Here is a 25,911-nt window from a genome sequence, read left to right as displayed (position 1 = left end):
GGCAACATGGAAATCACTAACCCGATACTCACCGGCTTCAACCCGGACCCGTCCCTGTGCCGCCAGGGCGAGGACTACTACATCGCCACCTCGACCTTCGAGTGGTTCCCGGGCGTGCGCATCTATCACTCCCGCGACCTGAAAAACTGGTCGCTGGTCAGCACGCCGCTGGACCGTGTGTCGATGCTGGACATGAAGGGCAACCCGGACTCCGGCGGTATCTGGGCGCCGTGCCTGAGCTACGCCGACGGCAAATTCTGGCTGCTCTATACCGACGTGAAGATTGTCGATTCGCCGTGGAAAAATGGCCGCAACTTCCTCGTCACCGCGCCGTCCATTGAGGGGCCATGGAGCGAGCCGGTCCCGATGGGCAACGGCGGGTTCGATCCGTCCCTGTTCCACGACGACGATGGCCGCAAATACTACCTCTACCGCCCGTGGGGGCCGCGCCATCACAGCAACCCGCACAACACCATCGTGATGCAGGAGTTTGACCCGCAGACCGGCACCCTCTCGCCCGAGCGCAAAACGCTGTTTACCGGCACGCCGCTCTGCTACACCGAAGGGGCGCATCTTTATCGGCACGCGGGATGGTACTACCTGATGGTTGCCGAAGGCGGCACCAGCTACGAGCACGCCGTCGTGGTGCTGCGTGCAAAAACCATCGACGGGCCGTACGAGCTTCACCCGGACGTGACGATGATGACCAGCTGGCACCTGCCGGAGAACCCGCTGCAAAAGAGCGGCCACGGCTCGCTGCTGCAAACCCACACCGGGGAGTGGTATATGGCCTACCTTACCAGCCGCCCGCTGCGCCTGCCCGGCGTGCCGCTGCTGGCCTCCGGCGGACGCGGCTACTGTCCGCTCGGGCGCGAGACGGGCATTGCCCGCATTGAATGGTGCGACGGCTGGCCGTACGTGGAGGGCGGCAAGCACGCGCAGCTGACCGTGAAAGGTCCGCAGATGGCGGAGCAGCCCGCCGCCGTTCAGGGCAGCTGGCGGGATGATTTCGACGCCAGTTCGCTTGACCCTGAATTGCAGACCCTGCGCATTCCGTTCGACGACACCCTCGGCTCGCTCACCGCGCGCCCCGGCTATTTACGGTTATACGGCAACGACTCGCTCAACTCGACCTTTACCCAGTCGACCGTGGCGCGCCGCTGGCAGCACTTCACCTTCCGGGCCGAGACGCGGATGCAGTTCTCGCCGGTGCACTTCCAGCAGAGCGCGGGGCTGACCTGCTACTACAACAGCAAAAACTGGAGCTACTGCTTTGTGGACTACGAGGAGGGGCAGGGCAGAACGATTAAGGTTATTCAGCTCGACCACAACGTGCCGTCGTGGCCGCTGCACGAGCAGCCCATTCCCGTGCCGGAGAGTGCGGAGAGCGTCTGGCTAAGGGTGGATGTGGATGCGCTGGTCTACCGCTACAGCTACTCGTTCGACGGCGAGACGTGGCACACCGTGCCGGTGACGTATGAGGCGTGGAAGCTGTCGGATGACTATATCGGCGGGCGCGGCTTCTTCACCGGCGCGTTTGTGGGACTGCACTGCGAGGACATCAGCGGCGACGGCTGCCACGCTGACTTCGACTACTTCACCTACGAGCCGGTCTGACGGCTCAGGCCGGGTAGCCCAGCGCGCGTGAGAGCTGGAGCCCGGCCTGCTGAAGCTGCTCGCGGAAATCAGCCAGCTCTACGTCGTCCACGCGGGAGGTCAGCGTCGACAGGCTCAGGGCGGCGATGACGCGGGACTCGTGGTTCCACACCGGCACCGCCACGCAGCGCACGCCCTGCTCGTTCTCTTCGCTATCCAGGGCGTAACCCTGCTCGCGGGTCTGCGCCAGGGCACTCATTAAGGCTTCGCGAGAGGCAAGGGTAGAAGGGGTATAGGTGGTGTACTGATAGCCCTCCAGCAGGGCGTTCAGCTCGGCCTCGCCCAGCCAGGCAATCAACACTTTGCCGATGGCGGTGGCGTGAACCGGCAGGCGGCGGCCGATGCGCGAATAGGCGATGGCGGCCAGCTTGCCTTCAATCTTCTCGATATAGACCCCTTCACGCCCGTCCAGGATCCCCAGATGGGTAGTCTGCCCGGTTCGCCGGGACAGCTCCGTCAGCCAGCCTTTCGCCTTCTGCCGAATATCGATAGAGCCCACGACAAAATGACCGCGCTCGACCAGCTTCATGCCGAGGCGATACTTACCGTTCTCCGGGTTCTGATCGATATAGCCGTGAAGCTGGAGGGTTTTCAGCAGCGAGTGGAGGGTACTCTTGCTCAGCCCCATCAGTTTGCTGATGTCGGTGATCTTAAGCTCGGTGGCCTGCTCGTTGAACAGGTCGAGGATCTGCAACGCACGTTCAACAGACTGAATAATCGGCATAATGCTGGTATGTCCACGCTGGAATTAAGGCGAAAACGTACCTTTTTCGGGGTGAAAAATCAATTGAGTAGAGCGGGTTGTGGGAGAAAGGGCATCAGCCGCATCGTCGCCTGATTTGCCCGGCGGCGCTGCGCTTGCACGGGCCTACGGGCTGGGTTTTCTCCCTCTCCCTGTGGGAGAGGGCCGGGGTGAGGGCACCAACGCGCAGAGGACTCAACCCCCAAGCGTCGCCACCATCACCGCCTTAATCGTATGCATCCGGTTTTCCGCCTGGTCAAACACGATGCTCGCCGGCGACTCAAACACCTCGTCCGTCACTTCCATCCCGCCGTGCAGATCGAACTCTTTCGCCATCTGCTTGCCGAGCGTGGTCTGGTCGTCATGGAACGCCGGCAGACAGTGCAGGAACTTCACGTCCGGGTTGCCGGTCAGCGCCATCATCTGCGCGTTTACCTGATACCCACGCAGCAGCGCAATTCGCTCCGCCCACTTCTCTTTGGCTTCGCCCATCGACACCCACACGTCGGTATAGATAAAGTCCGCGCCCTTCACGCCCGCCGCCACGTCTTCCGTCAGGGTGATCTTGCCGCCGTGCTTCTGGGCCAGCGCGCTGCACTCTGCCACCAGGCTCTCTTCCGGCCAGCAGGCTTTCGGGGCCACCAGACGCAGATCCAGCCCGGTCAGCGCCGCCGCTTCCAGCATCGAGTTGCCCATGTTATTGCGCGCGTCGCCCGCGTAAACCAGCGTCATCTCATTAAACGCCTTGCCCGGCAGGTGCTCCTGCATGGTCAGCAGGTCCGCCAGCAGCTGCGTCGGGTGGAACTCGTTGGTCAGCCCGTTCCACACCGGCACGCCCGCATACTGCGCCAGCGTCTCGACCACTTCCTGGCCGTGGCCGCGATACTGAATGCCGTCATACATCCGCCCGAGCACCCGTGCGGTATCCTTAATTGACTCTTTATGCCCAATCTGGCTGCCGCTCGGCCCTAAATAGGTGACGCGTGCGCCCTGGTCAAATGCGGCAACTTCGAAAGAGCAACGTGTACGGGTCGAGTCTTTTTCGAAGATGAGCGCGATGTTTTTACCGGTAAGCTTTTGTACTTCCTTGCCCTTTTTTTTATCGGCTTTGAGCTGTGCGGCAAGGGTCAGCAGAGAAGTGAACTGTGCAGGGGTAAAGTCGAGCAATTTCAGAAAGTGTTTCTTGTACAGATCAGACATTTTATCCTCACATGGCGAACGCCACTTATTGAATTAAAATTCACTTTATATGTGTAATTATTCATTTGCAACCCCGTTTCACAAATCTTTCCAACAAAGGTGGAGGCAAACCCGTCCGTGTGTGAAAATAGAAGTATCTGCCGCACTTTAAAGAGGATTGAGCCATGGCAAACCCGGAATTACTGGAAGAGCAACGCGAAGAGACGCGTCTGATTATTGAAGAACTGCTGGAAGACGGTAGCGATCCGGACGCGCTGTACACCATCGAGCACCATTTCTCTGCGGACGACTTTGAAGCGCTGGAAAAAATGGCCGTGGAAGCCTTCAAGCTGGGTTACGAAGTGACCGAGCCGGAAGAGCTGGAAGTGGAAGAGGGCGACACCGTCATCTGCTGCGATATCCTGAGCGAAGGCGCGCTGAAGGCGGAGCTGATCGACGCGCAGGTAGAACAGCTGATGAACCTGGCCGAGAAGTTTGAAGTGGAATACGACGGCTGGGGAACCTACTTCGAAGATCCGAACGGTGAAGACGGCGAAGAAGGCGACGACGAAGATTACGTCGACGAAGACGACGACGGCGTGCGTCACTAAGCGTTTCAGGCGGTGGCGCGTACCACCGCTTTTTCAAGGCAGAACCATGGATTACCCGCAGATACTCGCCCCCGTACTTAACTTCCTCCAGTGCCCGACCCCGCAAGCATGGATTGATAAAGCCCGCGACCCGGCGAACCTGCCGCTGCTGCTCACCGACCACATGGTGTGCGAGCTCAAGGCCGCCCAGACCGCGCTGCTGCTGGTGCGTAAATACGTCGCCGACGAAAGCGGTGCCGATGCGCTGCTCGACTGGCTCAAGCCCTACGAACAGTTCACCTTCCGCGACGGCCCGGAGCCGGACTTCATCGCCCTGCACAAGCAGATTGGCAAAAGCGTGATGCCCAAAACCGACGACCCGTGGGGCCAGGCGCTCATCGACAGCATGGTGCTGCTGATTAAAGAGGAGCTGCACCATTTCTGGCAGGTGCGTGAGGCGATGCTGGCCCGCGACATTCCGTACGTCAAAATCACCGCCAGCCGCTACGCCAAAGGGATGCTGAAGGAAGTGCGCACCCACGAACCGCTGACGCTAATCGACAAGCTCATCTGCGGCGCCTACATCGAAGCCCGCTCCTGCGAACGCTTCGCCGCGCTGGCCCCGTTTCTCGACGATGACTTACAGAAGTTCTATCTCTCGCTGCTGCGCTCGGAAGCGCGCCATTATCAGGACTACCTGACGCTGGCCCGGCGGGTGAGCGACGACGATATCTCACCGCGCATAAAGCTTTTTGGCGAAATTGAAGCCACACTTATCTCGACACCGGACCACGAGTTTCGCTTCCACAGCGGCGTGCCGGTGTAAACCAGCACAACTCAAGGATAAGGATGCGAGATGAAAAAAACGTGGATCAGTACGGTCGTTGTTATTGTCGCGGCCGCCGCCGTGGCGTTCTGGGTGTTCTTTGACAGGCAACGCCCTCCGGAAGCGCAGATTGATACCACCCTTAACGCGATGCCTGCCTGGCAGGTGATTAAGGAGCAGGAGCCCGCGCTGCATCAGCGCATCCTCGACCAGATGGCCGCCCTGCAAAAGGCCGGCGAGCCGGAGCAGCAGATTATCGACACCATCCAGCCGCAGATCCTGCATTTGCAGATGTCGCGCCTGCAAAACGCCCCGGACGCCAACGTGGTGAACTACATGACCATCAACATGGAGCAGACCGCCGCCATCCAGAAGGTGAGCGATGACGCCTGCTTCCGCTTCCTCTACCCGATGGTGAAGGGCGGCGTGAACCCGATGCGCATGCTGGATAAAGACCTGATGACGCGGCGCATGCAGGCCGACGCCGACATGATGCGTGCGGCCTACGGCAAAAACCGCCACACCGTGACGCAAGCCGAACGCGAGGCGGCTGTCGAGGATGTGCGGCCGATTATGAAACAACTAGCCGATAAGTACGGCGAGGACATCCAGCTGTTGCAGATGCCCGAGAAGGCGGTGGGCAAGGAGAAGCTCTCTTGCGACATGGTGCAGGAGATGTGGGCCAAGGTGCTGGCGCTGCCGGAGCAGAAGGCGGCAGGGGTGATTCGGCTGGCGGTGTCTGAGCTGGAGTGACGAAGGGCGCTGGTTTTTTGGGCACTTAGCGCGGGTTTCGCGCGTCGTCGCTTGCAAGGCGGCGCGCGACAGGTATAATCCACAACGTTTCCGCATCCCCTTCAGTGCCGAAGTGGCGAAATCGGTAGACGCAGTTGATTCAAAATCAACCGTAGAAATACGTGCCGGTTCGAGTCCGGCCTTCGGCACCATCGGAACATCAATAGACGTCAATGGACGTCTTTTTTTGTGCCTGAAATCCAGTATCCGCAAGGCTTTCCTCGCTTTTTCACTCAACCTAAGTCAACCTGATTCAATCTACATCAACTTACTGATGCGGGTACAACTGCGGGTATATCCCGGTTCGATAATATTTGTACCCACACAGAACCCTTGAAAGGATACTCATCATGGCTCTGAGTGATGTGAAGGTTCGTTCGGCTAAGCCGGAAGCAAAAGCCTATAAACTTACTGACGGTGAAGGCATGGTTTTGTTGGTTCACCCTAATGGTTCTAAATACTGGCGGCTTCGTTATCGCTTCGGTGGTAAAGAGAAGATGCTGGCGCTGGGGAAATATCCTGATGTGTCGTTAGCGGATGCCAGGACACGGCGTGATGAAGCTCGTAAGCTCTTAGCTAACGGCGTTGATCCCAGTGAAAATAAGAAAGTTATTAAGGTAGAGCAGGAACAAGAGGCGATAACGTTTGAAGTGGTCGCCAGAGACTGGCATGCCAGTAATCGGAAGTGGTCTGCATCGCATAGCGCTCGTGTATTGAAAAGTCTCGAAGATAATCTCTTTGCTATTGTCGGTAAGCGAAATATTGCTGAATTGAAGACACGGGATCTGCTTGTCCCCATCAAAGCCGTCGAGTCATCCGGGCGGCTCGAAGTTGCCGCCCGTTTACAGCAGCGCACTACCGCAATTATGCGTTTTGCTGTGCAGAGCGGTTTAATTGATTACAACCCTGCGCAAGAGATTGCTGGTGCGGTTGCTACGGCGAAAAGACTGCATCGTGCTGCGCTAGAACTCAATCGCATTCCTGAATTACTTCATCGCATTGATCACTACTCTGGCAGGCCGTTAACCCGGCTTGCTGTCGAACTTACCTTGTTAGTCTTTATCCGTTCAAGTGAACTGCGATTTGCCCGCTGGTCAGAAGTCGATTTTGAAACGGCCATGTGGACGATTCCGGGAGAGCGTGAACCACTGGAAGGAGTTAAGCATTCTCAGCGTGGTTCGAAGATGCGGACGCCCCATCTTGTTCCCTTATCGCGTCAGGCCTTAGCTATTCTGGAAAAGATCAAAAGCATGAACGGGAACCGAGAGCTGATTTTCGTGGGCGATCACGATCCGCGTAAGCCGATGAGTGAGAACACGGTTAATAAGGCGCTGCGGGTGATGGGCTACGATACAAAAACGGAAGTGTGTGGACACGGTTTCAGAACGATGGCGTGTAGCTCTTTGATTGAATCAGGCTTGTGGTCGAGGGATGCGGTAGAGCGGCAGATGAGTCATCAGGAGCGAAACTCTGTGCGTGCGGCTTACATTCATAAGGCCGAGCATCTGGGGGAGCGCAGGCTAATGCTGCAGTGGTGGGCGGATTATCTGGATGCGAATCGGGAGAAGGGGGTTAGTCCGTTTGATTTTGCGAAAAAGTAAAAAAAGTAACGCCATTGAGAATTAAGTAGTTCTATCTTAACTACCTATTTTTCAAACAAATAATGGGTATTTTGCCCATTATTTGTTTCTGATGATGAGTTAGACGTTATTGAACACCTAATGCTTTATACACAGCATCCACCGGATCTGCATAGAAACTGATTTGGAATTTGGAGAAAATCTCAGCAGGCACAGTTGGGATATCAGAAGCTGATGCCATCGGCAGCAGCACACGTTTGCCCCCACTATCCATTGCCAGTTGCAAACTACCAGCCAGATCTTCGACCGGATTCACCACACCACCAAGTGTCATATCTCCGAGCACGACCATCTGTTCTTGCACTGGCTTGCCCATCAAAATGGAACAGAAGGCTACCAAGGCGGCAAGGCTGGTTTTGGTACTAGGGCCTGAGTTATGTAACTCAACGGCATGTAGATGGTATTCATGCTCGGAAAATTTGGCGGTAGCACTGATGCGATTTAGGTTGCCTTTGAAATAATCAAAACCTATACGGATTGCTTCTTTTGCTGGTGTATTGGAGCCTAGGCCAGATGTCGTGTGTTTACCATTACCAGGGGTCATCTGAGTCTCGAAGCGATACAGGCCCAGTTGGCCTGTGACACCCTTGGTAACCATGTGCACAACTCCCGGTTTACTCAGACCTTCGGGGATCAACTGGCTCCCGCCTTGCTCAGGTACATTGACGAAAAACTCTTCAAGAGTTTCGTTGTCGAGATAGCTGAAATGCACATCGAAAAACTCCATGCCGCCTAGTTTTTTCAACTGCTCTTTGATTCTACGACGTAACTCTAATGCGTAGGTGAGACAAGGACGTACCTCCTCTTTACCAAATACACCATGAGGATACAGTAATTTGAGCAAACCTGAGACCGTGCGGCGTACTGCGATTACATCACGTTGGTTGAGGTTGTTCCCGAGTTTAAAGAAGCGGTCGATAGCATCAGAGAAGCTACGCTTGCGCATTTCTCGCATATATTCGGCCAGATAGTCGGTGATCAGACCGTAGTTATTGGTAAAAAATTCAGGCCGCATCTTAGGGATATCCCAGCCTGGGATATAGGCATGGAAACGGTCAAAGAAGGCTGTATCGATCATCGCTTCCGGGAAAGGTGCCAGCAGGTGACTGGTTTTGACTAACGTTTCTACGCTTTGGTTTATGTTGCCGACAAATACCATGGATGCTTTGGCTTCGATAGAATCACGGCCACGGGAAAAAGAGCCCGATGCCATGTAATCCTTCATGATCTGGACACCATCTTTATCTTTGAAGGTAATACCAGCCACTTCGTCAAAAGCTACCACATCCCACATGCCTACCAACCCAACCTGTCGGGAACTCATGTTGTAAAACAGATTGGCGACTGTCGTCTGGCCACCTGAGACTAGTAATGAATTAGGCGAGCACTCTTTATAGACGTGGCTTTTACCGGTACCACGTGGGCCGAGTTCGCAGACGTTATAGTTGTTCTCAACAAAGGGGATCATCCGCGTCAACAGGTGCCATTTCACCCGTTGCTTCAGATTGGTTGGCTCCATGCCGATAGAGCGGATCAGGGTATCCAGCCATTGGTCTGTTGAGAAATTAGCCCGGGCGGCAAAAAGCTCTTCCATATCCATGGAGGGCATCTGGATAGGCTTAAGGTTGAAAATTGAGAAGGGCGAAATTCTTTGCCCTTCTTCATAAAAATAGTTAAGAGTAACGATACACCAGATCCCCCCGGTGAGTAGCTTCTCGTTAGTTTTAACAATGTTGGCGGGGATCACGGCATCTTTGATACCGAGGTTCGAAAGCTGAGCTTCGTAGACATCTTTCTTCTGGTTGAGCTTTACTCCGATTTTATCGATCACTTTAAAGCTACCACGCTCACGAATCAGAGATTTTACTTTCTCAGCCTCATCCGGGCGAACATAGTTCTCAGCGAGGATTTTTTTGACGTTTTCCAGACCTTCACGTACCACTTCATCATCGTCTGAAGCACAGTACATACCGAGCAGATACTCCAGTACATAGACAGGGACATTAGCCCCTTCTTTTAGCTGTTTGGTCAAATCCTTACGGACAACTTTACCCTTAAAGTAACGATTCAGACGGGCATCAAGATCCATGCTGGCATGCTGAGATAACTCATCGTCAATGCTGAGCATAGAAGCCTCATCAACAGTAGTTCCGCTCGGCTGGGCAAGCTTCTCCGTGTAAACGTCCATCTGCTGGATCACTACATTGTTCGTGATATGTGTGACATTCACCGCTGGCTCTTGTGCGGTTTCCTTTCCTACAAACTCACCTTCAGTAGGATTTATCTCATCATGTGGCATCTGGTATTGCTCCCGGGTACTGATTAGCTGGCACCCAACATTAGAATTTACTTTTCACATCCGCAGGATCGCTATTTTGCGAGCCATTAAAAACCGAATTCATCCTGGATTGCCAAATCAATAGTGACTGGATAGCGTGCCATTTCAATACCATCCTCATCATCAACGAGCAGCAATTGGTACTGCGCCTTGCGGTCAAATTGAGCACCGGTCAGTTTTAAACGCACGTCTTGCTGGCGCTGATCCAGATTACTTGAGGTCGCTTCAAAGAGTAGCTTCTCAACAGCTGACACGGTTTGTTCTGAACTATCTACCACCGAGAAACGAACCATTCTTGGTTTATGACGTTCATCGACGGCATCGGTCTGCAGGAAGCGGATTTTATCGATCACATTTACCAGCTTAATGGGTTGGTATGCCGGAACTATGTCGACTTTGGTTTTTTCATGCAGAGTTTGTTTCTTGCCACGCAGCTCTTGTACTTCAAGTATTGGAACACAGACCTCTTGCAACATTGCACCACCATGGACGAAGCGGGCTCCACCAACAAAATGGAAACGGCTCACTCCTTTTGGAAGCCAGAATTCCACATCAGAGTTACCACCAACAACATTACGCAATTGCCCATGCCAGACATCTTCGTTTGTTGGTAAATTGCGACCAAGGAGATAGCGTTTTGAAGCTTCCAGAGTTCCAGATGGTTCGTGTTTCAGAGGCGATTTTACCCCGTTTTCAACTGAGGCCTGTTGGAATAAGAATCCATGATCGGCTGTGATAACTACGCGAGTAACGCCAAACCCATTGATAATTTTGTTGATGAGTCCATTCAGTTCGTCTATAGCCTGGCGGGCATGAATGAATGTCTTGAGCTCACTTTTCTGAGATTCACTCTGAGCATCGATGACATCGTGATAGACGTAGATTACCTTTGCGTCACCAACCGCCTCGTTAGCTTCTGCCCGGGTCCAGCTCAGCAGACTTTTGGCCGAAATCGCTATACCACCTACCTTACTTAGAATAGTGCTGCGATTTTCTAAACCCGCGCTGCTCTGTCCATCTACTAATACTGTTGAGTTGGTAGCGGCATAGTCTAGTTGCTGATGTGGGAGTAAGGCGGCCATGCCAAGTTGCGTGTAGGTAGGTAGTACCCCGAGCTGGCTCTTGAGCTGCGCAGTGAAGCGCTTGGCTTCATTTATCTGTCCCTGGAGCTCATGAGCAACTTCATAGCGCAAGGCATCACTGATAATAACAAACTGGCGCTTGACGCCGCTTTGGGCAAAGCGTTGTTTGATGACTGTATCATAGAAGCGATGCTGAGAAGGGAGGCCAAGTTGCCAGTTATCAAGCAACTGCTCTTTAACTAGCAAGCCATCCCATGTCAGTCCCAGTTGGTACAGATACCAGTTCACATACAAATCTTCGATTTTACTGGCCAGTACTGCCAGCACTTCTACCGACTGTCCTTGCAGATGTAATAGCGCTTCATTAAACAGGCGATAGGCTGCATCAAACTGGAACAATTCAGCTTCATAGGCAAGATACATTTCTTGCGCTGAAGTGTAATGAAAACCATCCGGTTTCGAACGGCGTAGTTCTAGCAACAATTCAGCTTGTTGCAGCGCCTGGTAAATATATGCATATTTAGGTACAGTTCTGGCCCAGAATCCATGTCGACGACGAGAGATTAGTTGGGCAAACTCTACTCGATTCAGTTTCAAGTCACCGTTGTTTAATCCAGAAATCAGCTCACGGATCAAACCTTGTTCGACCGCTTCAAAGCCTTCGACTTCTCCCCAGAGCCAGATATCTTGCGCTGTCAGGCGTGAAGCAAGTTCGAGCTGATCCGCTACCTGTGCAGATATGTCGGCAAAATTGCTGCTGTACTGGTTAGAATCACGCCAACCAGATAGCAGAGCCATAGCATTCGCACGTCCGGTGGGAGTGGCTAATAGTTGTGACTGTAGCCAGACAGGGCGCTCTTTGGTATCAAGCTGTTCGTAGCATTCACTCACTAGTAACTTACGAATCAGTTCGCGTAGTGACGGTTCTGTCCCTTCAACTATATGGTATCCATATTCAAGGTTCATTAAATGCCAAAATCCAGGCAGCAATCCATGCTGTTCTAGCGGAACAAGAGCGGTTTCAGCATTCTCAAGTAATCGATCGCCAATGCTTTTCATTATTTCGGCAATCTGAGCATGACAAGCCAGCACGACACTTATCATCTTCATATCAAGTGATAGCGGATCTTCTATACCGCCACGGCCGTCCAGGCGACGTTTAAAGGCTGCAGTACGCTCTTTGTTGGCGAAAAAGCTTTTACGTGACGCGATGTGGTCGCGGAGCGCCATATTGGCGAGACCGAGGTCATTAAGCAGAATTGAGGCTGCATCAGCATAAAAAGTGGTGCTATAACGACGTATATCGAGCAACCAGTCTTTAGCTGGTGATGGTTCTGAACTGGGCCAGTAGAGAAGGAATCCCTGCATGGGTTCATCGATTTCAATGCGTTTACGAGTTTGAAGCTGTGACTGCTCTGCCATATTGAGCACTGTTACTGGCAACCCGTTCCACAGTATGGCGAGCTCTGTAAGCTGTGCAGTAAAGCTCTGTTCTGGGTCGTGCCAGAAAACAATCCGATCTGCGGTGAATTTGTTGTTTAGCCCGGTTTGAAGCTGAGTGATATCCATCAGTACGTCTCGGAATAATTAAGCCATCAGCACCATGGCTGTGAATCGGCGGTAGTGTGTAATGTTGAAGATGATTATACCAACTCTGAACGTTGATCAGTGACTGAATCCCACATGCTAAAGATTCGATAGCTAATCTAACTAATTTGTACAAGTGGATAGTGAGAACAAAGTGATAAAGCGGAAACATAAATGTTCCCGCTTTATCTTTTTGAACTTACTCGGCTTTATCGCCAGTGATAGCTTTCACTTCAGCTAATAAAGTACCGAACTTGCCGTAGTTGACCTTAACACCATCGTCGAGATCGAGCTGGATCTTCATATCAGCATAGTGTTTGAGCTGGTCGTCAAAAGAACGCAGCTCGGTAAGCTGTTTGGTCAGGCTATCGATCTCTTTAACGATGCGTTTGGCTTCGGCTGTTTCTGCTTCATTCTGTTGCAGGCGCAGGCGCTCAATACGGCTATCCATTTGGCCGAGCAGAGGAGTGACATACTCAGTGCGCATGCGCGGGAGAGTTGTTTCATTGTAGCGATGCAAATAGACCAAGCATTCAAAGGCTTTCTCTTTACCTGAACTGAATAGCCAGTAGATTGGGCGTTTTTTATAGGTCTTCATGTGATCTTTAAAGAATTGGGTCGAGAGATAGCGGCGAATAGTCTCGCGGGAGGTTTCTCCTCCTTTTTTCACGGGCTTGATCGCCGCTAAGCAAAGGCTATCGGCAATAAATTGTAGGTTCTCTTCCAGATGCTCTGTACCCCAAACTGTGCTGACAAACTCTTCAACCCGAGCGGCAATATCATCTTCAAACCAGGCCTCTGAGGTCAGTGGCAGAATACCATCACTATCGGCAGGGAAACTTGTGTAAGCGCCTTCTTCTACTAGCGTTTTAAAGTCTTCGTTACCGGCATGAGCATAAACTAATCCTTCACGGTCAAGGGAAAAACGGCCCATCATGCAACCGACTATATAGGAACTTAGCTCCGCTATGGTGTCGGATTGCAAACGTTCTTCACGCTCTTGGTCAGTGAGATTGGCACCGTAACGATAGTGCGGATTACAGGTGAGGGTAATCTCTTCCAGAGGTACTTTGTGACTGAGTTCATCTCCTAGGTCGTAGGCTTCGATAAAGCGACGATTATTCTCTTCTTCAAGGCGTTGTGTCTCAAGTGTAACTTCATACCACTGTTGGCGGATCTGTAGATAGGCTGCCTCTAAGCATGAACAACGAAGATTGGATTTAAGTAGAGTCAGAACTTTAAAATCCCATGAGTTTTCATAAGAATCCCAGTCTCCAATTGCAATCTCAATGAGTCTGGATGGGTTGGTTGCAGGAAATTTGTTCAGTACAGGTAATTTCTGGATTGCACCAACTTCATAACTCAAATTCTGATTGGTAAATGAAAGAATGTAACGGGTAACATTACTATTTAGAAAAGCAATTGCATCTTGTAAATTAAGTTCAACAGTAGAAAATAATCCAGGCCCTTTATGACCAAATATCTGTCCAGTTGGCTGCCATCGGAAAGAGGGCATACCTCCTGATATTAGGGACCATGCAATCATCTCATTGAAGTAGAACTTAATATTTTTTATGGTACGAGTGACAGAACCATACAGAGATTCTGCATAATCTTTAACCTCGAGACCGTTATTGGCCCAGTTAATGACTAATTCATTATTCCCATACCATTTTCGAGCAGCCCCACCCTTAACAAAGGGGAGCCATTTTCGGGATGCTCGTTTGTTATGATCATCTTTCTCACTTAGTAATGCACAACGCTCCAAATCGACCTCATGCCATAACCTAAGGAATCGTTGATCATCACTAGTAGCAAGTCCTTGTCTCGGTGATGAGATGTCGCCCAAATGTTTACCGTTTAAAAACAAATCTATTACTTTATGACTTGCCCAATATGAAATAGTGCATCCCGGAAGCTTTTGCAATTCAGATGCAGATGTTCTGTATAAATTTGTAATTTTATTGTTTTTTTCTTTCGGGCTCATTATGAGTCTCCTTTCGGTAGCGAATATTGGTCAATTCACTACTGATCATTTGTTTAAGTCCTAATTCTTTAAGCAATAGCCGCTTTAAACATTGCTGCTTTTTCTGCTTCAGAGTTACCATCCACTAAACGGAGATAAGCGCCCTGATAGCTTGAAAGGTGAAAATTCCCTAATACGAATGCAGTAGTTGAGACTACTTCTCCGCCGATACTATCGAATGCTCTTGCTCCAAGATGAGCCATACTCAGGATAGTGTGTTGATTCAAAATTCGGTTACGCAATGACTCGTATGAAGAGAGAAACATCCAGCTTTGCATGGTGATCATTGCTACTACACCTGACTCTTTAGTTAAATTCAGATTGCGCTCGATAAAAATGGCAAACAGATCTGACTTGCTATTAGGGTACTGCTTCTTAGCGAACTCTTTCAGATCCGCATTCATCCCCTTACTGCCCATGTACGGTGGATTCGCGATCACCGCATCATAGCGTTTAGCTAGTAGGCGAGCTTGTGCTAGCAGCGGCAATAGCTTCTTAGATTCAGGTCGTTGCATATTATCGCCATTTTTAGTGAGTTCCAGAATCGTGGTATAGAGCTCCTCAATAGCTGAGGCTTGCTCAGTAGATATACTAATTAAAGAACCTAGTGTTTTGGCATTAAGAAAACGCTGATGCAGGTCTTTTAGAAGCGTAAGACGGGGGTCATCTGTAGCTTGGGCTACTGTAAGTAGATCTTGAGTCTGGCCATGCTGCGCATCAGCATTGAGATTAAGCGCTTGCCAGAGTTTCTGAATGTTGAGGTGTCGACTTTCCTGTAGGGAGTAAACATTTAATTCAATACCACAACCATTGTTACGAGAAAACAGACGACGATCATCCTGACGGGCACGCATTAACAAAGCAAAACCCGCTAGCTGTGCAGCGCGGTCGTCGATATCGAGTCCAAAAAGATTATTCTTAAGTATTAGCTCTGGGATCTCGCGGCTCCGATAACCGCGATCTTCATAAATTCGATAGAGCACATTATAGGCTTCCACCAGAATATGGCCGGACCCACAGGCTGGATCGAGTACGCGTATCGATTCAGGTTCGATGCTGGCGGTTGTAAGTTCAGCCAGTTGCGCCACAACCTCGGAAGCCTGTTCGCCTTGGTCGATATAGTAGGGCATCGCGCTTTTGAGTGTGGACTCAGGATAGGTTTGCAGCCAGTGATGCCCTACAGAGTTTTGCACCAGATATTGTACGATCCAGTTAGGAGTAAACAGTTGAGTTTTAGCTGGAATTTCTGAACTATCAACGGTTTTTCCCGTTTTAACTTTTTTATCAACTCTCTTTTTTTCATCCGAGATATAGAACTGATATAGCCAGCCGATTACCTCTACTTGCTGCCAGTCAGGTTCTGGAATTGCATCTACTAGTTCGCGCCAGAAGGCATCGGTGCGGGTAAGGCCTGTAGGTAACAGGAGTTCTGTTTCATCATCAATGGCTTCAAACAAAAATGGCATTGCCTGATGCAGTCGGTGGCACTGACCCAGAAGCAGCTCACGAAAGAGAGTCTCCTGCTCATTACCTGCCAGTAGCAGGTCCAGCAGAGCGGGCTTATCTAAAAGCACACCTTCTGTTATCAGGGAATCGATCACCTCAGGGGCACGATCCAATACCTCAAAGCCCAGTGGCAGAGACGGGTGTGATAGCAGACGCACACCGTGTTCTAAATATCCCTCTTCGCTTTTCAGTTCCATAAAGCGGATGGCACAGAATCGGTTAAACCAAGTGTATGCCATATGCTCTATTAGGGTCTCATAACTATCGTTTGCAAGCCGTTGCTGCAGGCGCTTAAGGGCGGAGGCACAGCTGGCTGGATGGGTAAATCCAGCGACTTGCAGCACTTCACCGCTAATTACTGGCTCTACATGGCCTTTGGTAGTGATACCAAATTCTGCAGCACGTGTTTTGATAGCTGTGATAAATGCTTTACGAGCCCGAGGGGCTATTTTTTCTAGATTGGCAGTGTTCATTAAGGCTCACAAATTGGTTTATCTTGGCGGTATCCCACCATTCACAATAAAATGTCAAATGAGTCGTAACTCACCTGAAAATGAAATTATGTCGTAAGAGGTTCTCTCAGAATGTGACGCAAACGTGCCAATAATATTTCACGACGCTGATGATAGAACCCCTCAAATCCAACCAAAGTCTCTGGAAGTGAGTCGATTGCCTGTAAGTGAAGATGATTAGCACGGGCAGTTGGCTCCGGCCACATCACCTCGTACCATTCATGCGGTAACTTCTCGCGTTTTTCATTGTTCTGGCCCCCTTCTAACAACTGCAGGTTAGGCAGCCGGTTAGCCATGTTCATCCACTCTTCAATCTGTATTTCATCGGTCATCCCTATCTTTTTCAGTTGGCTTTTGGTAAAGCGGGCTCTAGGGAATATGTGATCAACATGGAAGTGGTGGGAGAAGTCATGTCCCGGAAAGAGCAGAGATAACAAGGCAAAAGTTCGGCGGTTACCATAGTCGAGTTCAACCAAAGACTGTAGTTCTTCTTCTTCAAAGCGTAAGCTCTTGCCGCGTTCTGTCATCGCAATAGACATTTCTATCAAAGGAAACTCTTGCTGGCCATGTTCCTTGATCTTGCTTCGCAAGTTAGTCAGAAGTGTATCAAGACCACTTCCCCAAATACCGGATTGTTTGAGGATAGAGCGAATGAGCCAACCTCTTAGCCCCTGCCTATCAGCAGCATACTCGCTACGGGATAGGTAGCTATTATCCAGATCTCGATGATAGAGGTAATATGCTATGGGGAGTAGGGCACTGTCTGCTCCCAAGTTGTAACTGTTGAAGCCGAAACTGCTGAGTAGATTGACTGCAAGAAGTAAAGCTTTACGTATGCGTTCCCAGTTATCTTCCAGCTTGCACATGTTCTCTTTGCTAAAATTCTCTACTTTAAACCCAACACTACCGATATCACTCAGCATCAGACCTGCTTTGAGCACCAGGTCCTTACTAAAGGAAAAACCATTACCTATTTGGTTCATTTCATCTACTAGCTTGTGAATCTCATCACGCGCATCCAGCGTGCTCCATTGCGTTACGGCGATGGAGAGCAGTAGATCTGAATAGGAGAGTGTTGTTCCGCCACTATTCATACGGATAAAGATATTGAGAACCTTGGATAGCTCCTGACCTTCTTCCAGGTAGTAACTGATCAAAGGTTTATTGTGAATGATGTCATGAAAACGGGAAATCACTTTACCTGCTGCTGGTTTGCGTTCATCTGGCATTTTCATTTCCATGACTGAAATCATTACGTCATAGGCATTCATACCGAGAATACGGGAGACTAAAAACCAATGGTGTTGTTCATCGTTGTGGCTTGCCTCATCCTCACTCAAGAACTCGAACTCATAACGAGTTCCGCTGTCAGGGTCTGTGCATTCAAAAAGATTGAGATAGAGGCGACGTTCGATAAAGGCGTCTGCACTGGACCACCATTTACCCTGAGTTTTCCAACTATAGGAACCGCGTAACCCGATGTTTAGTGCCGTCATTCGCTGCTGGCCATCTAGAACCGCGATGCGATCATTTTCACCGATGATATCTAGTTTTTTACAGTGGACTTGATCACGCTGGTGGTAGTCACGCATAAAATCATAAAATTGATACTGACGCAGATTCTCAGTTTTAATTTTCCAAAACAGGAAGGTACCAAACGGGTAGCCTTGTAGTAGAGAGTCAAACAGCTGGCAGATTTGATCTGGCCGCCAGACAAATTCTCTCTGGATTGCAGGCAAAATATATTCATGCTGTTCAACTTTGTTCAGCAGCGTTTCGATGGTGCCACCGGTTTGGTACATGTTTTATCTCTTCCCGTATGGTTGTGTTCGAAGCACTCTTTACGCCCCTTTTGATGAGAAAAGGGGCCGAGCTTTTTACATCCTTGCTTTTGGGCGCAACACTATTTGATCCGCACTCGTTTACCCTGACCTATTGCCTGTTGTAAACGGCTGCGAAGTGTCGCGAGATAGGTGTCGATATCCTGCTCCGTTTCTATAAAGATATGGCTGGCACCGAGTAATTCTGCAGGTGAAACCAGTTCGATAGGTTTAGGTATTGGTTTGTGGCTAACCACTGTCGCAGCAGAGTTATTCGCAACAGTAGTTGGCGAGCCTGATGGATCCGGTTCTCTCAAAGTACCCGCATCGCTATTAGGCGGTTCAGCCGCTTTTTTCCGTGCTGCGGCTTGCTCCGCTTCCAGACGAGCTTGAAGTTCGGCGCTGTAGCGGTTGATCAGTTCTAAGACCTTATCTTCTTCATCATCAGCCTCTTGTTGCAGGCTAACAATCTCATGTAAGGATAAGCTGTTACTGACCCGTTCTTTTAACAGATTAAAGGGACGCATTGCCTGGTTTTGTAACTCAGCTGGTAAGTCAGCAACCAGCGGTGCAACACCTTGCTGGGTTGCATAGATCGCTTCCAAAGCCGCGGCACGTTTCTGTTCTACCAGTTGCAGGTTAATGGCGATGAGTTGATCAATTAACGATCCCACCTGGCGCAGTTTGCTATACGGGGATTTATCATCGTAGATAGCCTGCAGTGCAGATAATGCTTTAGCCGCTTCTGGGTTTTGCTCCAGTGCATGGCGATTGGATTTGAATTGATCGTTGAGGGCTCGACGCAACTGTTGCCAGATATCAAACTGACGAGTGAAAAACTCCTCGACTTCTTCAAAATCTTCGGCAAAATCCTGCCATTCGTTGCTCTGCTGGCAGAGTCCATCGATTAGGGCATAACTGTTGTTGCCCAGCTCAAGCAGGCTGGCGATCAATCGACTGCCGGTAAGCAGGGTGCTTTTGCCAGGGCAATTCCCATCTTTAGCTTTAAAATCAAATTCTTTAATTAACCGCTGCCACTCGCCTAGTACGTCAAGAAGCTTATTCGCCAGCTCTTTTTCGCTGCTCTCGAAGGGTTTATTAAAAATATCTTTCGCCAGTTTAGCCGCTTTAGCTACTTGCTGTTCTGTATGCTGACGTACTCGACGAATACGCAGTGTGCTGTGGCTACGTACCGAGGTAAAATGTTCGTAGCTGCGTTTGAGGGGCAAATCACCATTCGGTGTAGATAGCGCAGCCTTACCAAGCAAGACCAGATGAGTCACCTGTAGCATTACTTCGTCACGGTTCCAGCCGAAGGGACGAGCACTGAATCGCTCTAACAATTCTTTAAGGTAGACCGGCTGATTTTTTTCATCTGCGACATTCAAAAAGAGTTCAATCTCCTTTTTTGCAGCAGCATTGGGGTCTTGTTCACCGAGATTTACATTTAGCTGTGCCATGTCATCGGCCATGATCACCGACTTCAGCTCTTGCACCGGGTTGTTACCACAGCTTTGTAGTAAAGAGAGCTTTTGGAATGAGTTTTCGATTACGTAGGCACAAGCTTCATCAAGCATATTGCTGACACTAGGCGATTTACTTTGCAGCTCATTACCGAGTGCGAATATCTGTGCTTGTTTCACCAGATCATCGAATAGTAATTTCAGACGGCTGCGACGCTGGGTGTTTTCGAGTGCTTTTTCTGCCAGCAATTTCTCTTGCTCAGGTCGTTTACCTCGTATCCCTGCCAGGAATTTCTCGGTTTTCAACCAAGTATCAAATTCAGCCCAGATCCGCTTCTCACTCGACAGGCGTACCAGAATACAACCATTCCCTTCTTGGCTCAGTGCCTTGTAGGATTGTTCGTTATAACTGTCAAAATTGGCATCCAGTGGGGAAATGACTTTGAGCGCCAGATCTGTTTGTTGGCTGCCGTCTATAGAGTGGCCGTTACAAAAGCGAGTCAGAGGGTAATCCTGCTTGTTTACCGGATAGCGATACTGACGGCGATTGCCCATTACCTCTTCAAACACCAACCGGGCCAGTTGCCGGTTCTCTTCAGTTGCTTCAACCTGAGTGTGTTTGATCTCCTGCTCGACTTCTTTTTCTTCGTTAGTCAGGAATACGTATTCATCGCCATTTCTGACAATCAATAGCTGGTTTTCAAGACGCTGTAGACTGGCTTCGATTCGGCTTTTCAGTGCCACTTTATCGGTATCTATTTCTTCAATAGAGAGTGTGACCAGATTATCAATGGTGGATTTGACCAGATCGACATAGCGGATTAAAAACAGCGATTTAAGAATATTAATGTCGTAAGGATCGAGGCTTGCTTTCTCAGCCGCTTGTTCAAAGATGCGTTTAACGCTGGTATCGAGGAAAGATTCGATTGCCGGATAAAAGGCATGGAAAGGCACCAATACACCGATATCTTTGTTCATCTGCTGGCGTGCGGCATTCTGGAATGCATCCAGCAGAGAACGTTCACCACGGGAGAGATGTTTACCGGTAGCCCCCACTTTGCGGATTGCTTCGAAGACCTTTTGTACCAGCAGATACTGATAGGGAATAAAAGGGTAGTGATCAACAAACTCAACATTATCACTGTAGTTAGCAAGCTCAGCTGTAGTGCTGGTATCAAAGGTCAACTGGTTGCGAAGAATGTCGCCTTTTTGACTGAACAATTCTGCCAGGCAGTTTTTAGCGTCTTCACTTTTTTCGAGCAGACGTTTCTGTATTACCTCATTGGTATTGGACGAGGAGAGGGAAATCCTTGTGTGAAAACGCCCTTGGATCTTGGAGAAGTCCTGGCCTTTTTTAGCGCTAAGATCTCCTAGTACGGCATCGATATCTTCTTGTGAAGTGACGATTACCCAAGCTCTGCCTCCACAAGCGGTACCGATATTTTCTGTTATCGTCTGCAGTTTGAGCATCATCTGGGTGTTGTTGCCGATAAACTGTCCGACCTCATCTACCAGAAAGACCATGCGTTTACTGTCGCCAGATGGATCGCTACGATCGAGATACTCCCGCACCCATTTACAGAAGTTGGCAATGTCGAGAGTAAACATGGATTCGAGATTTTCCATACTCTGCACCGATGAGGCATCTGACTGGCCGGTAGCATAGGCCCAGGCTTTTGCCATTTCATCACGACAGAAACCATAGGCATCACGCTGTTCTTCCCAGCTTGAGCCCGTGAGTTCAGCAAATTTTGCTTTGAATGGCTCGTATTGGCTACGGGAATCTAACTCACGTTCCAGGTGAGCTATATGAGGATGGTCAGCGCAATATCCCAGGCGCTCATTGAAGACGCGCAAGAAAACTTTGAGAATGGCATCTTCTTTGTCTTCAGTATCTGCGCGGCTGTCGATATTAAAGAGAATTACTTCAGTATTGCGGTTAACTGCAGCGTGGATATCACCGTAAAGAAGGGGATCGCTGATTTTCTCTTTGAAAAACTCGATGGCAGCTTTTGTTTGGCCATTGTTAACAGCTTTCTTGTTACCGAGCAGGTAAGAGAGGATCTTTATAAAGTGAGATTTACCGGAACCGAAATAACCCGATACCCAAATCCCAATTTTACCCGCCACACTAGGATCATCTGGATGGCTGACACCAGGCAGGTAGGTCTCAAAAAAGTGACGAAGGTGGCGGTCAAGTTCACGGGTCACCACATACTCGTCAAGCTCAGTCCAGATGATTTGCTCATCCAGCTGCTCGGCTTTCACCACACCATTGATTGGGCGATCCAGTTGTTTGGTAAACAGCTCTCTTATCTGCATTAAAAATTCCGTCTCTATCATTCAGCGAGACTCTTCTGCTCGCTATAACGTGATGACTCTTTCGCGGCCAAGTTAGTGGTTTGAATTCTCTCAAAAAACAAGCTACGGCAGCAGTTTAAATTTCAGTACTTAGATGCGTGAGGCACCAGTTGGAAAGCTCGGTAGTAGTTGGCTGTTGCCACTTCTGCGCTGTCCAGATCAAAAGGATAAAGTTCGAGGCCGTTGTAACTGCCCGGATAAAACAATACCAATGGTATTGCCCCCATATGGGCATGTAATGCATTAAGCAAACTATGACCACGTAGCAATGGCCAGCATTGGCCAAGACCTGATAACAATACAAATTGAGGCGAGGCCGGAAGCACTTTATCTATCAGATGCTTAGCAATTCGACCTTGTTCAAGAGGTCCTTTAAGTGCTTTGGCTAGCTCATCGGTACCTTTTTTGCGTTCCAGATCAAAAGCTTTATCTAACAATTTACGCTCTTGCAAAATTGCCAGTACCTCTTCGAACAGATTGAGATGAGCGAAATTCAGCCCCTGCCGGGCTAGGCGAGGCAGAGTCAATCTCAGATATTCCCGTACGGTAAGTTCAAATTGAGGTGGGTAATCAAAGATATAAAAACCGATCTCACCACCGAGCTCTTGGTTCTTCAGGAAGCCTTCACTTTTAAGCCGGTCTTCGATTTGTTCCAGACGAGCTGACAATTGCGGCTTACTGTCCAGTTTCGCTCTCATCTGACGGACTCCATCACATCGTAGACTTTTTGGCAGTCGAGACTGTTTGCCCACTCTCTTATCTGGGGTAGTAGGAAGACATTTTTCAGCTTTTTACTGCGGCCTGATTCCAGATACCCGCTATCTGCGAGGATTTTAAATACATTGTTGCCCATTTTCTGGATTGAGCTTTCGGAATATTGATCCAAGCCGACAATGGCACGCTGGCGGGATAGAATAAATTCCTGCCAGTCTTCGCTGCGCAATGATTCACGAAACATCTGTCGGGCATCAGACAGTGTCGTTGCCATGAAATCGGTCAGCACTGGGGATTGGCACATTGTCGCCATTAGCAACATTTGTCTGGCTGCATCATCAGGGGCCTTTAGTAGCTCAGTCCAGAATGCCTCACCCATCGGTTGAATTCTTTTACGCAGGGTTGAAGCCATGCGTTTAACACTGTGCACTGAGGTCTTCTGCAGCACATTGTCATTTACAATAGCATTATGCCATTGATCATCATTTGGTGAGGATATCAGCAGCTCCGCGATGACTCTGCTCTCACGCAACATCAGGCTGCCACCAATGATGTCACCCAGATATTCTTTGGCGGTCATAATGGCTCCACGGTCAGGGTTTAAAAACTCCGTTATGATACGCGAAATTGGAGCATATGGCCTTATGACAAAACACATTTTGCCTTTGCTATCGACCAGCGTGATTTTTCCGCTTCAGAGGCGCAATATAATTTGCCACGGATATTGCTGCACACTTGCAGGTGTAGCGATCATAAGAGGCTGTAAGGGCATCGCTGACCACCGTTACCGTCGAGAGCGAGAAAGGATTTGGCAAACATATTGTTGGATCCAGCCCGCCAACACGCAGGCATAAGTCATCCCTGAAGGGCGGACATAAGCCATGCGGTTGGAAGGTTTAAAGGTGCTGCGGGGGAAATAGCGGTGTGGTTGTCACACTATGAATTGCTGGCGTAAAAAACTGCCTTACTCAGAAGTCAGTCTTACGTGGTCGTCCGGTTGCTGGTCGCTCAGGGACCTCATTGCAACCAAACAACGGCAGCCCCTCTTTTTGTTGAATTTTGGTCATATACCCCAGTACCTGACGGATGTTGTCGATACTGTCCGGGTCGCTGTAACGTACCGGAATGTTGATATTGGCCTCGTAATGCTCTTTAAACTCACGCCGGTGCAACCAGCCATTGGGCTGTCCATCAACAGCAGAAGATCCCTTGCCGGATGGCTGTGATCCTGTCGCTGGTATACCGTGGTATAGCTCTGACAGAGCAGTCAACCATCGTTCCGGTGGCGTTGCTGAGCGGGTATGGGTAAATCCCGGTCATTCAGCCTTGTCGCGGCCTGCCCCTGTTACTTTTCTCCGGTACCGTACTTCGCCCCAGAATCATGCCATTCTCTTTCTGTTTAACTTTCGCGAGATAGCTGATGGCATAGCGCAGGGCTTTAATTGCTGGGGTATCGGTATAGTGGATAACCTGGTCGATCCGGACCGGGTAATTCTCTTTCTTACGGCACAGGTAGTGGTATCCGTCTCCTTCGGTTGCCCTTTTCCAGATATCCCCCATCGTTCGGGAGAGCAGGTAAGGGTTCTGGTGATATTGCCCGTTCAGATAACCGAGTAAATGGATATGCAGACCTTTCTTCGGCGTGTATTCCATCACCCAGTAAAAACCTGCCAGAGCGTTTTCTGTTTCGGCAAGCAGGTGACGGATTTCTGTACACATAGTGTGTTTACAGGCATGCCCGAAACTGGCAGTGTTTCTCCGGTAAGCAAAATCAATCCGGAAGGGTAACAGCTTAGCGAAACGCTGAAACATCGCTTCCATGTGGGCGTTTATGTCCTCCAGGATCTGACTGTTCATTAAGTAGTTAGGATTGGCGTTGTAAGGCTTCATTGGAATTCCTCGTGTTGAGTCAAAGGAAATAGGTGTGACGTAATTTATGAACAGCCCACGGTGCAGGTGTATCGGGTGGTAACAACAGCGGAAATCACGCCACAGAGGACATATGGGGACAACGTATCCCGGCCCGTTGTTAATCACGTTTTCACAGATGGGTGAGCTATCTCGTGCAAATACGCTGGCAGCAGCATTCACAGAGCAGGAGTGGCTTCTTGATATGAGCGGGTTGTTATCAGACAGCTACAATGGTGACTGGCTGGATCACGACTACCGGGCTGACGGAACTACATCAGTGAGCTGTACAGTGAAACAGGTATGCAGTGAGAAATAAGACAGACATAACTTACTGACTTCTATAAATAATATTAATTAACCTTAATTATTCATTTCTGATGACATCAGCTAATGCTTAAGCCAGCATCACTAACGACTGACAAAGCCTTGTTGCATGCAGCTTCGCAGAGTGTTTTTTGAACAAAAACCACTCCAAAGGTAGCTTCTGCAGAAATGACTATTGTTTTACCCTGCAGAAGCCGGATTTACTGTCAGCTATCGGAGTTTAATTTAGTGGTTCAGCTGTCGTTCGCCACGCAAAGCAGACGTACTCGTCCATCATACTCGTCAGCGCAGGGTTTTCTTCCTGCCGGTTATTGATCCAGAGCTCCATTTCCTGGTCTTTTATGAATCTGAGATTGTCAGTCCAGTCATCCAGACTATTCCCCAGCATCAAATCGTACCAGCACAGCCAGACCAGCTTCAGACGCAGCTCGCTACCGCTGAACTGCCGAAACAAACTGATGAGTTTATTTGCCACAGGACGCTGTTTTAACCGCACGCACTCAGACAGCAGAATACCTTCCAGCATGGGATGGTGAGCCAGCAGATGTTCCTGAGTAAATAAACTGACGCTCAGGTCATCATTAACAGTCAGTGGGGCTGCTGCTCTGCCATAAATAATCCGGTGCAGGCACTGGGGAACAACAGCAATAACCTCTTCCTCTCCCGGAAACTTAAGGCTGCCAACCGTCAGGGTATGGTGATGGTAGATATTCTGGTGACACATGCCCGACCTGACCGTTAACTTCGTAAAGTCGGTCAGCCAGGTCTGGTAGTATTTGTGAAGTTCTTCGTAACGCGGTTTATAGTCTTTCATGATGCTTATTCCTTCAGGGGCAAATGAC

Annotated in this window: 18 protein-coding genes, 1 tRNA gene and 1 pseudogene; 6 read left to right on the top strand and 14 right to left on the bottom strand. The window is 49.7% G+C overall.

Annotated features, from left to right (window positions below):
- The first annotated feature begins 6 nt into the window (after nt 1-6).
- Complete coding sequence (locus ACOTY5_RS14875; protein WP_045141860.1) at nt 7-1,617, top strand: glycoside hydrolase family 43 protein; 1,611 nt, start codon at nt 7-9, stop codon at nt 1,615-1,617.
- 4 nt (nt 1,618-1,621) lie between these two features.
- On the opposite strand, the gene xynR is transcribed toward ACOTY5_RS14875, so the two are convergent.
- From xynR to argL, 3 genes are all read right to left on the bottom strand, one after another.
- Nucleotides 1,622-2,380, bottom strand: coding sequence for a DNA-binding transcriptional repressor XynR (gene xynR, locus ACOTY5_RS14870; RefSeq protein WP_045141861.1), 759 nt, complete (start codon nt 2,378-2,380; stop codon nt 1,622-1,624).
- 213 nt (nt 2,381-2,593) lie between these two features.
- Nucleotides 2,594-3,598: an ornithine carbamoyltransferase gene (gene argF, locus ACOTY5_RS14865; RefSeq protein ID WP_045141862.1), complete on the bottom strand. Its 1,005-nt coding sequence runs from the start codon at nt 3,596-3,598 to the stop codon at nt 2,594-2,596.
- On the bottom strand, nt 3,568-3,663 hold the full coding sequence (gene argL / locus ACOTY5_RS14860) for a putative translational regulatory protein ArgL (RefSeq protein ID WP_213014347.1): 96 nt from the start codon (nt 3,661-3,663) through the stop codon (nt 3,568-3,570). The genes argF and argL overlap by 31 nt, the downstream gene beginning before the upstream one ends.
- A gap of 99 nt (nt 3,664-3,762) precedes the next feature.
- On the opposite strand from argL, the gene rraB reads away from it, so the two are divergent.
- The 5 genes from rraB to ACOTY5_RS14835 all read left to right on the top strand — a co-directional run bounded on the left by rraB (nt 3,763) and on the right by ACOTY5_RS14835 (nt 7,386).
- Nucleotides 3,763-4,188: a ribonuclease E inhibitor RraB gene (gene rraB / locus ACOTY5_RS14855; protein WP_017694625.1), complete on the top strand. Its 426-nt coding sequence runs from the start codon at nt 3,763-3,765 to the stop codon at nt 4,186-4,188.
- A gap of 46 nt (nt 4,189-4,234) precedes the next feature.
- The gene (miaE, locus tag ACOTY5_RS14850) at nt 4,235-4,993 is read left to right on the top strand and encodes a tRNA isopentenyl-2-thiomethyl-A-37 hydroxylase MiaE (RefSeq protein WP_045141863.1); all 759 of its coding nucleotides are present in this window, start codon (nt 4,235-4,237) and stop codon (nt 4,991-4,993) included.
- A 30-nt stretch (nt 4,994-5,023) separates the two neighbouring features.
- Nucleotides 5,024-5,746: a hypothetical protein gene (locus ACOTY5_RS14845; protein WP_045141864.1), complete on the top strand. Its 723-nt coding sequence runs from the start codon at nt 5,024-5,026 to the stop codon at nt 5,744-5,746.
- Between the two features lie 106 nt (nt 5,747-5,852).
- Nucleotides 5,853-5,937 (top strand) — tRNA-Leu (locus ACOTY5_RS14840).
- 198 nt (nt 5,938-6,135) lie between these two features.
- The gene (locus ACOTY5_RS14835; protein ID WP_062933979.1) at nt 6,136-7,386 is read left to right on the top strand and encodes a tyrosine-type recombinase/integrase; all 1,251 of its coding nucleotides are present in this window, start codon (nt 6,136-6,138) and stop codon (nt 7,384-7,386) included.
- Nucleotides 7,387-7,492: 106 nt separating this feature from the next.
- Here the strand turns inward: ACOTY5_RS14835 and brxL are convergent, their stop codons facing one another.
- From brxL to ACOTY5_RS14780, 11 genes and pseudogenes are all read right to left on the bottom strand, one after another.
- Nucleotides 7,493-9,553, bottom strand: coding sequence for a protease Lon-related BREX system protein BrxL (gene brxL, locus ACOTY5_RS14830; protein WP_062934007.1), 2,061 nt, complete (start codon nt 9,551-9,553; stop codon nt 7,493-7,495).
- A 257-nt stretch (nt 9,554-9,810) separates the two neighbouring features.
- Nucleotides 9,811-12,414, bottom strand: coding sequence for a BREX-1 system phosphatase PglZ type A (gene pglZ / locus ACOTY5_RS14825; protein ID WP_062933980.1), 2,604 nt, complete (start codon nt 12,412-12,414; stop codon nt 9,811-9,813).
- A 217-nt stretch (nt 12,415-12,631) separates the two neighbouring features.
- Nucleotides 12,632-14,419: a BREX-1 system adenine-specific DNA-methyltransferase PglX gene (pglX, locus tag ACOTY5_RS14820; protein ID WP_421631954.1), complete on the bottom strand. Its 1,788-nt coding sequence runs from the start codon at nt 14,417-14,419 to the stop codon at nt 12,632-12,634.
- A gap of 68 nt (nt 14,420-14,487) precedes the next feature.
- Nucleotides 14,488-16,437, bottom strand: a complete 1,950-nt coding sequence (gene pglX, locus ACOTY5_RS14815; RefSeq protein WP_062933982.1) for a BREX-1 system adenine-specific DNA-methyltransferase PglX — start codon at nt 16,435-16,437, stop codon at nt 14,488-14,490.
- Between the two features lie 86 nt (nt 16,438-16,523).
- Nucleotides 16,524-18,278, bottom strand: coding sequence for a DUF262 domain-containing protein (locus tag ACOTY5_RS14810; RefSeq protein ID WP_062933983.1), 1,755 nt, complete (start codon nt 18,276-18,278; stop codon nt 16,524-16,526).
- 101 nt (nt 18,279-18,379) lie between these two features.
- Nucleotides 18,380-22,102, bottom strand: a complete 3,723-nt coding sequence (brxC, locus tag ACOTY5_RS14805; protein ID WP_237764241.1) for a BREX system P-loop protein BrxC — start codon at nt 22,100-22,102, stop codon at nt 18,380-18,382.
- Nucleotides 22,103-22,203: 101 nt separating this feature from the next.
- Nucleotides 22,204-22,818, bottom strand: a complete 615-nt coding sequence (locus ACOTY5_RS14800; protein WP_001201808.1) for a DUF1788 domain-containing protein — start codon at nt 22,816-22,818, stop codon at nt 22,204-22,206.
- Nucleotides 22,815-23,414: a DUF1819 family protein gene (locus ACOTY5_RS14795; RefSeq protein WP_062933985.1), complete on the bottom strand. Its 600-nt coding sequence runs from the start codon at nt 23,412-23,414 to the stop codon at nt 22,815-22,817. The genes ACOTY5_RS14800 and ACOTY5_RS14795 overlap by 4 nt, the downstream gene beginning before the upstream one ends.
- A gap of 388 nt (nt 23,415-23,802) precedes the next feature.
- Nucleotides 23,803-24,015: pseudogene (locus ACOTY5_RS14790) on the bottom strand (hypothetical protein); the annotation flags it as partial.
- Nucleotides 24,016-24,154: 139 nt separating this feature from the next.
- Nucleotides 24,155-24,724 (bottom strand): inovirus-type Gp2 protein, encoded by a 570-nt coding sequence (locus ACOTY5_RS14785; protein WP_062933987.1) that lies wholly within the window; start codon nt 24,722-24,724, stop codon nt 24,155-24,157.
- 565 nt (nt 24,725-25,289) lie between these two features.
- The gene (locus ACOTY5_RS14780; RefSeq protein WP_062933988.1) at nt 25,290-25,883 is read right to left on the bottom strand and encodes a hypothetical protein; all 594 of its coding nucleotides are present in this window, start codon (nt 25,881-25,883) and stop codon (nt 25,290-25,292) included.
- Nucleotides 25,884-25,911: the final 28 nt, after the last annotated feature.

The sequence above is a fragment of the Enterobacter cloacae complex sp. SHL018 genome, from assembly GCF_049237905.1.
In the GTDB taxonomy this organism is placed as follows: Bacteria; Pseudomonadota; Gammaproteobacteria; order Enterobacterales; family Enterobacteriaceae; genus Enterobacter; species Enterobacter hormaechei_C.
Note: the sequence above shows the minus strand (reverse complement) of the source record. Positions and strands in the feature narration are given on the sequence as shown.